This window comes from Lactobacillus helveticus DSM 20075 = CGMCC 1.1877, from assembly GCF_000160855.1.
Classification (GTDB): domain Bacteria; phylum Bacillota; class Bacilli; order Lactobacillales; family Lactobacillaceae; genus Lactobacillus; species Lactobacillus helveticus.
On sequence record NZ_GG700752.1, the window covers coordinates 584,502 to 590,770 of the forward strand.

Annotated in this window: 3 protein-coding genes, 1 pseudogene and 1 riboswitch; of the genes and pseudogenes, 1 reads left to right on the forward strand and 3 read right to left on the reverse strand. The window is 35.0% G+C overall.

All coding sequences use genetic code 11. The annotated features are described in order from the left end of the window. The first annotated feature begins 131 nt into the window (after positions 1–131). A riboswitch (M-box (ykoK) riboswitch) is annotated at positions 132–299 on the forward strand. 76 nt (positions 300–375) lie between these two features. Continuing rightward, positions 376–3,054, forward strand: a complete 2,679-nt coding sequence (gene mgtA / locus HMPREF0518_RS02760) for a magnesium-translocating P-type ATPase (protein WP_003625853.1) — start codon at positions 376–378, stop codon at positions 3,052–3,054. A gap of 64 nt (positions 3,055–3,118) precedes the next feature. On the opposite strand, the pseudogene HMPREF0518_RS02765 reads toward mgtA, so the two are convergent. The 3 genes and pseudogenes from HMPREF0518_RS02765 to pepC form a co-directional block, all read right to left on the reverse strand. Further along, positions 3,119–3,536: pseudogene (locus HMPREF0518_RS02765) on the reverse strand (hypothetical protein). Positions 3,537–3,718: 182 nt separating this feature from the next. Then, positions 3,719–4,561 (reverse strand): RhaT/GlcU family sugar-proton symporter, encoded by an 843-nt coding sequence (locus HMPREF0518_RS02770; protein WP_003625855.1) that lies wholly within the window; start codon positions 4,559–4,561, stop codon positions 3,719–3,721. Positions 4,562–4,704: 143 nt separating this feature from the next. Continuing rightward, on the reverse strand, positions 4,705–6,054 hold the full coding sequence (gene pepC / locus HMPREF0518_RS02775; protein WP_003625856.1) for an aminopeptidase C: 1,350 nt from the start codon (positions 6,052–6,054) through the stop codon (positions 4,705–4,707). Between the last annotated feature and the right edge of the window lie 215 nt (positions 6,055–6,269).

A 6,269-nucleotide genomic window follows, 5' to 3' on the forward strand; every position in this document is an offset into this window, starting at 1 on the left:
TTTTGGGGTCTGATAATTTTTTAATAGCAGTTATCTAAGAATTATATGAAGAAAAGATAAAGATTTATTAAAAGTACTTGTATATCTGTCCTTGCCCTTTTATGATGAAGTTGTTAATTAAATAGTTAAAGCAAATGAACTGTTAGGTGAGACTCCTACGTAAATATACGCTGACGCCCAGCAACATCCAGAGATGCCGATGGGTTAAACAGGAACTGTCGAATTAAGGCTTTGCCCAGTCAGCTAGTTGAACAGACTTCACGTTACGTAGTGTTAAAACTGAACGACGAGTAGAAATCGCTTGATAACTAAGACCAATGCAGTTTTTGCGTTGGTCTTTTGTTTGTTTGCCGATTTTTTAGGGGAGGGATTAGAATGTTAAAAATTTACTCTAAAGATCGTGTGGTAACAGATGCGACTTTGGCTAAACAGATTGCAGGAGAGGAAAAAAGTGAGGTATTAGATAGATTACATACGTCGGTTGAAGGATTAGAAACTAGTCAGGCAAAAAAACGATTAGAGCGTGATGGATTAAATGAGGTTTCCAATAAAGAGCATCATCCTAAGTTACATTTCTTAGTAGATGCATTTATGACTCCATTTACTGGAGTGTTATTGATTTTAGCAACTTTATCGTTTTTTACTAATTATCTATTAGCAGCACCAGCTGATAAGGATTTGAGTACCGTAATTATTATGTTGACTATGGTATTGATTTCTGGACTAACGAGTTTTATTCAAAATGTAAGAACAAATGATGCTGTAGAAAGTCTTTTAAATATGGTTTCCGTAACTACTAATATTAGACGGGATCAAAAAGACCAAGAATTGCCAACTAAGGAAGTTGTAGTTGGTGACATCATTAATTTAACTGCAGGGGATTTAGTTCCAGCTGATATGCGGTTACTTCGAAGCAAGGATCTATTTTGTTCAGCTAGTTCTTTAAATGGTGAATCTAATCCGGTAGAAAAGATTGCAGATCAAAAACCAAAAGATGATGAAAGTTATCTTGATTATCCTAATATCCTGTACGAGGGTACTAATATTATTTCCGGTTCAGGCATGGGAGTTGTATTTGCGACAGGTGATAAAACCGTTTTTGGTAATCTAGCACGTAGTTTAGCTAAAAATAAGACTAAGGAAACTACTTTTGATATTGGTATTAAAAATATTTCTAAGACCTTATTAACGATGACTGCAGTTATTACGCCATTGGTTTTCTTGATCAATGGGCTAACAAAGGGCGATTGGTTTAATGCCTTAATTTTTGCGATTGCAACTGCTGTAGGTCTAACACCAGAAATGTTACCGGTAATTGTTACCAGTAACTTGGTTAAGGGGTCTGTAGAAATGGCTAAGCATGAAACGATTGTTAAGAGAATGAGTTCAATTCAGAACTTTGGCTCTGCAGATATTTTGTGTACTGATAAGACAGGTACTTTAACTCAAGATAAGGTTGTACTTGAAAGACATTACAATCTAAATCTAGAAGAAAAACCAAAAGTCTTAGGATTATCCTTTTTAAATAGTTACTATCAAACAGGGATGAAAGACTTGATGGATGAGGCCATCATTCATGCTGCCGATGATGAAATAGACACAGTTAAGATTAAACAAGATTATCAAAAAATTGATGAAATTCCTTTTGATTTTAAACGTCGGCGGATGAGTGTAGTTGTTAAAAATAAGAAAAATGAGCATCTATTAGTAACTAAGGGAGCTGCGGAAGAAATGTTGGCATGTTCTAATAGAGTAGAAAAGGATGGGGAGATCAAACCGTTAGATGAAGCGCAGCGAAAAGAGATTTTAGACAAGATTGATGAAATGAATCGTGATGGTCTTAGAGTTATTTTGCTTGCTTACAAGAAAAATCCAGCTCCTGTTGGTGAATTTAGTGTAGCCGATGAAAAAGAATTGATTCTCGCCGGATTTTTAGCATTCCTTGATCCACCAAAGGATAGTGCTAAGGAGGCATTGGATGCTTTAAAACAAGATGGAATTACAGTTAAGATTCTGACTGGTGATAATGAAGCTGTAACGAGAAATGTTGGTGCGCAAGTAGGTCTGAATATTGATAAAGTATACCAAGGTAAAGAACTTGAAAATAAAACTACAGCTGAATTAAAGAAGATAGTGCAAGAATGCGATGTTTTCGTTAAGCTATCACCACAGCAAAAGGCCAAGATTATTAAAGTATTGAGAGAAGATGGGCACACCGTAGCTTACATGGGTGATGGTATTAATGATGCTCCAGCTATGAAGGCTGCCGATGTTTCAATTTCTGTGGACACGGCTGTGGATATCGCTAAAAAATCTGCAGATATTATTTTGCTTCATAAAGATTTACGAATCTTGGAAAGAGCAGTTCAAATTGGTCGACAAGTATTTGGTAATGCAATGAAGTATATCAAGATTACACTTTCATCTAATTTTGGTAATATTTTATCAATTTTAGTAGCATCTTCATTTTTACCATTTTTGCCAATGTTGCCAATTCAATTACTAATTCTCGATTTGATGTACGGAACCAGTTGTTTATCAATTCCATTTGATACAATGAATCGTCATTATCTTTCAGAACCAAGAAAGTGGAGTACTAAGAAGTTGCCTAAGTTTATGTTCTACTTCGGTCCAACTTCATCGATTTTTGATATTTTGACTTTTGCAATTCTATTTTTTGTAGTTTGTCCACAAGTTGTGGGTACCAGTTATGCAGGAGCAACAGCTTCACAAAAATTATTGTTTAGTCTTGTCTTTAGTGCTGGTTGGTTTATTGAATCTCTTTGGACACAAGAAATGGTGATCCATGCTTTAAGAGATCCAAGAGTACCTTTTATTAAGCAACATGCAACGGCAATTGTTACTTGGTCAACCATTAGCATGGCAGCAATCGGAACAGCTTTACCGTTTATTAATCCAATTGCAAGTGCAATGAAGTTTGGTCCGATTCCGGTATACTTCTTGGCAATCGTATTTGTTTTATTAGTTTTATATATTGCCTTAACTACTGTAGTTAAAAAGTGGTACATGAAATCTGAGAAATACTTGATATAACAAAAAAGACACAGTCGGTAAGATTTGCTTACCTAGCTGTGCCTTTTTTATTTTACTGAATAAATTATTCTAATTTACCAGCTTTGGCTAAAACTTCCTTAGCCTTTTCAAGTGAGTGGTGTTCTTCACGATAACGTTTAATATCAGTATCACTTAATCTATCAAGCTTTTCATCAAGTTCCTTGAATTCTTTTTCAAGATCCTTAATAACGCCTTATTCATCCTCTACATAAACATATTCGTTTTCATCAGCTTTAGCGTCAATCTTGGCGTCATATTCACCGACTTTTCTAGCATGCTTTAAAATGGACTTAATGTCCTTAATAGTTTCATGTTGTGCAGTACGGTGACGACGGTCAGGAACTGAATCTTCGATTCTAGCTAAGTGACTTTTAGCGTTCACTAATCTTCTTAGAAATTCTGTCTAAAGCTTTCAATTGTCTCTTTGAATAATCTGTCTGTCTCTTTGAATAATCTGTCATGTTTATTACCTCCTAGGTAAATGATCATCTCTAATAAATAGGCTTTCACTGTATGTTTCATTTTTGGATAAAGCAAGAATATGCACTTGGAATTTTTTAAACATTATAAGATTGAGAATACTGGCAGGAAATGAAGAAAAGACTTCAGAATAAATCTGAAGTCTTTCATTAATTTTTAGTATTCATTGAATAGCAGCACCAATGATAATTAAGATTAGGCCAACAAAGGTTGCAATTAATTCGGATTTAGTCTTATTTTCACCGATAAAGAAAATACCGCCTAAAGTAGAAATTATTACGCAAAGTTGACTGTAAATAAAAGCAGTAATAACGCCGTTTAATTGAGCTGAAAAGATATATGCGAATGCGGCGATCCCAAATGAAAAACCGGAAAAGATATTAAGCCAGGTAGCTTTTTCTTTTAATACCTTGGTTTGGCAAGATACTAACAAAAAGATAATACTACCAATAAAGATACCAATCATTTGTGGTAAAAATAGGGTCTGTGCATCGGCTGTGATAGCTTTGGGAAATGATGAATAAATCCAATAACCAATTGATGTGAAGAGCAATAGAATAATATCTCTCATTTTGAGTTTGGCGCTTTTATCTTTGCTGATGGCGGTCAAACTAACACCAACGATAATTAAGATTAAAGCTAAAGTACCAATTAAATATTGAGAGCTGCTAGTCCATTCTCCAAAAATTATTGCCCCAATTAAAGTATTACCGATCAGTTGAAAACCTGTTGATAATGGCATCGTTTTACTGATACCGATATTTCTCATTGAAATGAATTGACCAGATTGTCCAAGTGCACAAAACATTCCAGAAATTAGTGATAACGAAAAAATTGTAATGTTGGAACTGGTTGGATGAATGATAGCTGTAATAATACCGATTATTAATGCCCCAGTTCCTAACCCCATTAACTCATTAGCAGGATGACTATTTTTAATTTTGCCAGCAATAAGTGAAAAAATTCCCCAACCAAGTGCTGGAATTAAAGCAATAAGTATATTCATAAATTAACTACCTTATTTTTTGTAAGTACTTACATAATATTAAAATAAATCTAAATTGCTAGCAAATTTTTTGCCTTTTCATGAAAAAGACTAGAAGTGTCAAACATTCCTAGTCTTTTAATTATGTGGAATAAATCTAATTATTAATACTTAAATGCTAAAGCACCCATTGGATCCCATGGCAATAATTGAATAGGATTATCCTTGCCTTCGTCGTAAGCCTTCTTAAGATCTTCTGGCAAAATATCTTTGTTAATAACTGCTTGGTAAACAAATGAGTCAAACCATGAATCACTCATTACGAAGTAGCCTTTAAAGCCTGGCTTTTCACCCCATGAGTTTTCAATCTTCCACTTAGTTGGTTTGCCATCAACGATGTCAACACCAGTAATAACCATTGCGTGGTCCATCATGCTTTCGCCTGAGTCAAGCTTATCAGCCTTAGACATTGAGAAGTCAACGTCAAATAATTGATCACGGCGGTAAAGATTGGTGTCAAGAAGTCCAGCGCGACGTTCAGAATCCTTAACAACGTTTGAACCAAACCATACAACTTCGCCGCTCTTTAATTGCTTGATGATCAAATCCTTCATTTCATCAACCTTTAAGTTTAAGTGACGAACTTGACGACCACCTTCAACGTTACCTAAGTATTCAACTGAGAATACCTTGTGGAAAGGCTTGTCGCTAGTTGGGGCATTGATAGTTGAAATATGGTTGGCTAAATCCATACCAACATATTTGTCAAAGAATTCCTTAGGTGTAATGTCCTTGTCGATGTGGTAGTTGTGATCATCGTCACGGTATTCGAAGTTAAATTTCTTTGGTGGAACACCAAGTGAAATTGCAAGAACACGGAAGACATCATTTAACATTTCTTCCTTGCGAGCTTGTACTTCGTCTTCTGATTTGCCAGCATTAACAAGTCTGCGTAATTCAAGACCATCTTTGCGAAGCAAGGTGTTTAAAGTATCATTTAATGCACTTGAGTTGGTTGCATTAGCAGTTTCTGGGTAAACGCTCTTTGGTACGATACCGTATTTTTCGATAATACCGCAAAGCATATCCCATTGACCACCATCTTGTTGTGGTGTTGCAAACAAGAATGAAACCTTACGATCGCCTAAATCTTTGTCAGCAGTCGCAATCACGTTTTCGAAGAACCAGTTAGATTTTTCAAATTTATCCCAGAAGTTAGTGTAGTTTTGAGATAATTCGAAGTCCTGTAACTTAAACTTCTTTTGTAATGGGTGGCGCATAGTGTTTAAAGCACTAAACATCCAGCAACGACCTGATTGCTTTTGATTAGCTGGCTTACCAGTATCAATTTCAATTGAGAAAATTGGGTCTAAGTCGATCTTAGTTTGTAAGTTTTGACTTGCTTTGTAAATACCGTTTTCTTGTGCTGCGTGACTTGCAACATTGAAAACAGGATGATTGTTTAAATCATTTTCAAATTTTGCAATGGTATCGTTATTAATTTCTTTTGCCATTAAAAATCCTCCTTTAATGTATACCTTCTCATTCTATATTTTAGCTGATAAAAAGGAAGTAGTCTATCTCTAGATGGATATATCTAGAGAATATATTTTGATAAGCTAAAGATAGCGAGATGAAGGGAGAAATTATGACTGAAAAAAAGACAAAGAAGTACACAAAATAATGAAACTAAATTAGTATAGCAACAAACAATTTGAAATGGCTACAA

Bases quoted from the DNA above. Each gene is read 5' to 3' on its own strand.
- mgtA (WP_003625853.1), top strand. From the start codon at position 376: ATGTTAAAAATTTACTCTAAAGATCGTGTGGTAACAGATGCGACTTTG.
- HMPREF0518_RS02770 (WP_003625855.1), bottom strand. From the start codon at position 4,561: ATGAATATACTTATTGCTTTAATTCCAGCACTTGGTTGGGGAATTTTT.
- pepC (WP_003625856.1), bottom strand. From the start codon at position 6,054: ATGGCAAAAGAAATTAATAACGATACCATTGCAAAATTTGAAAATGAT.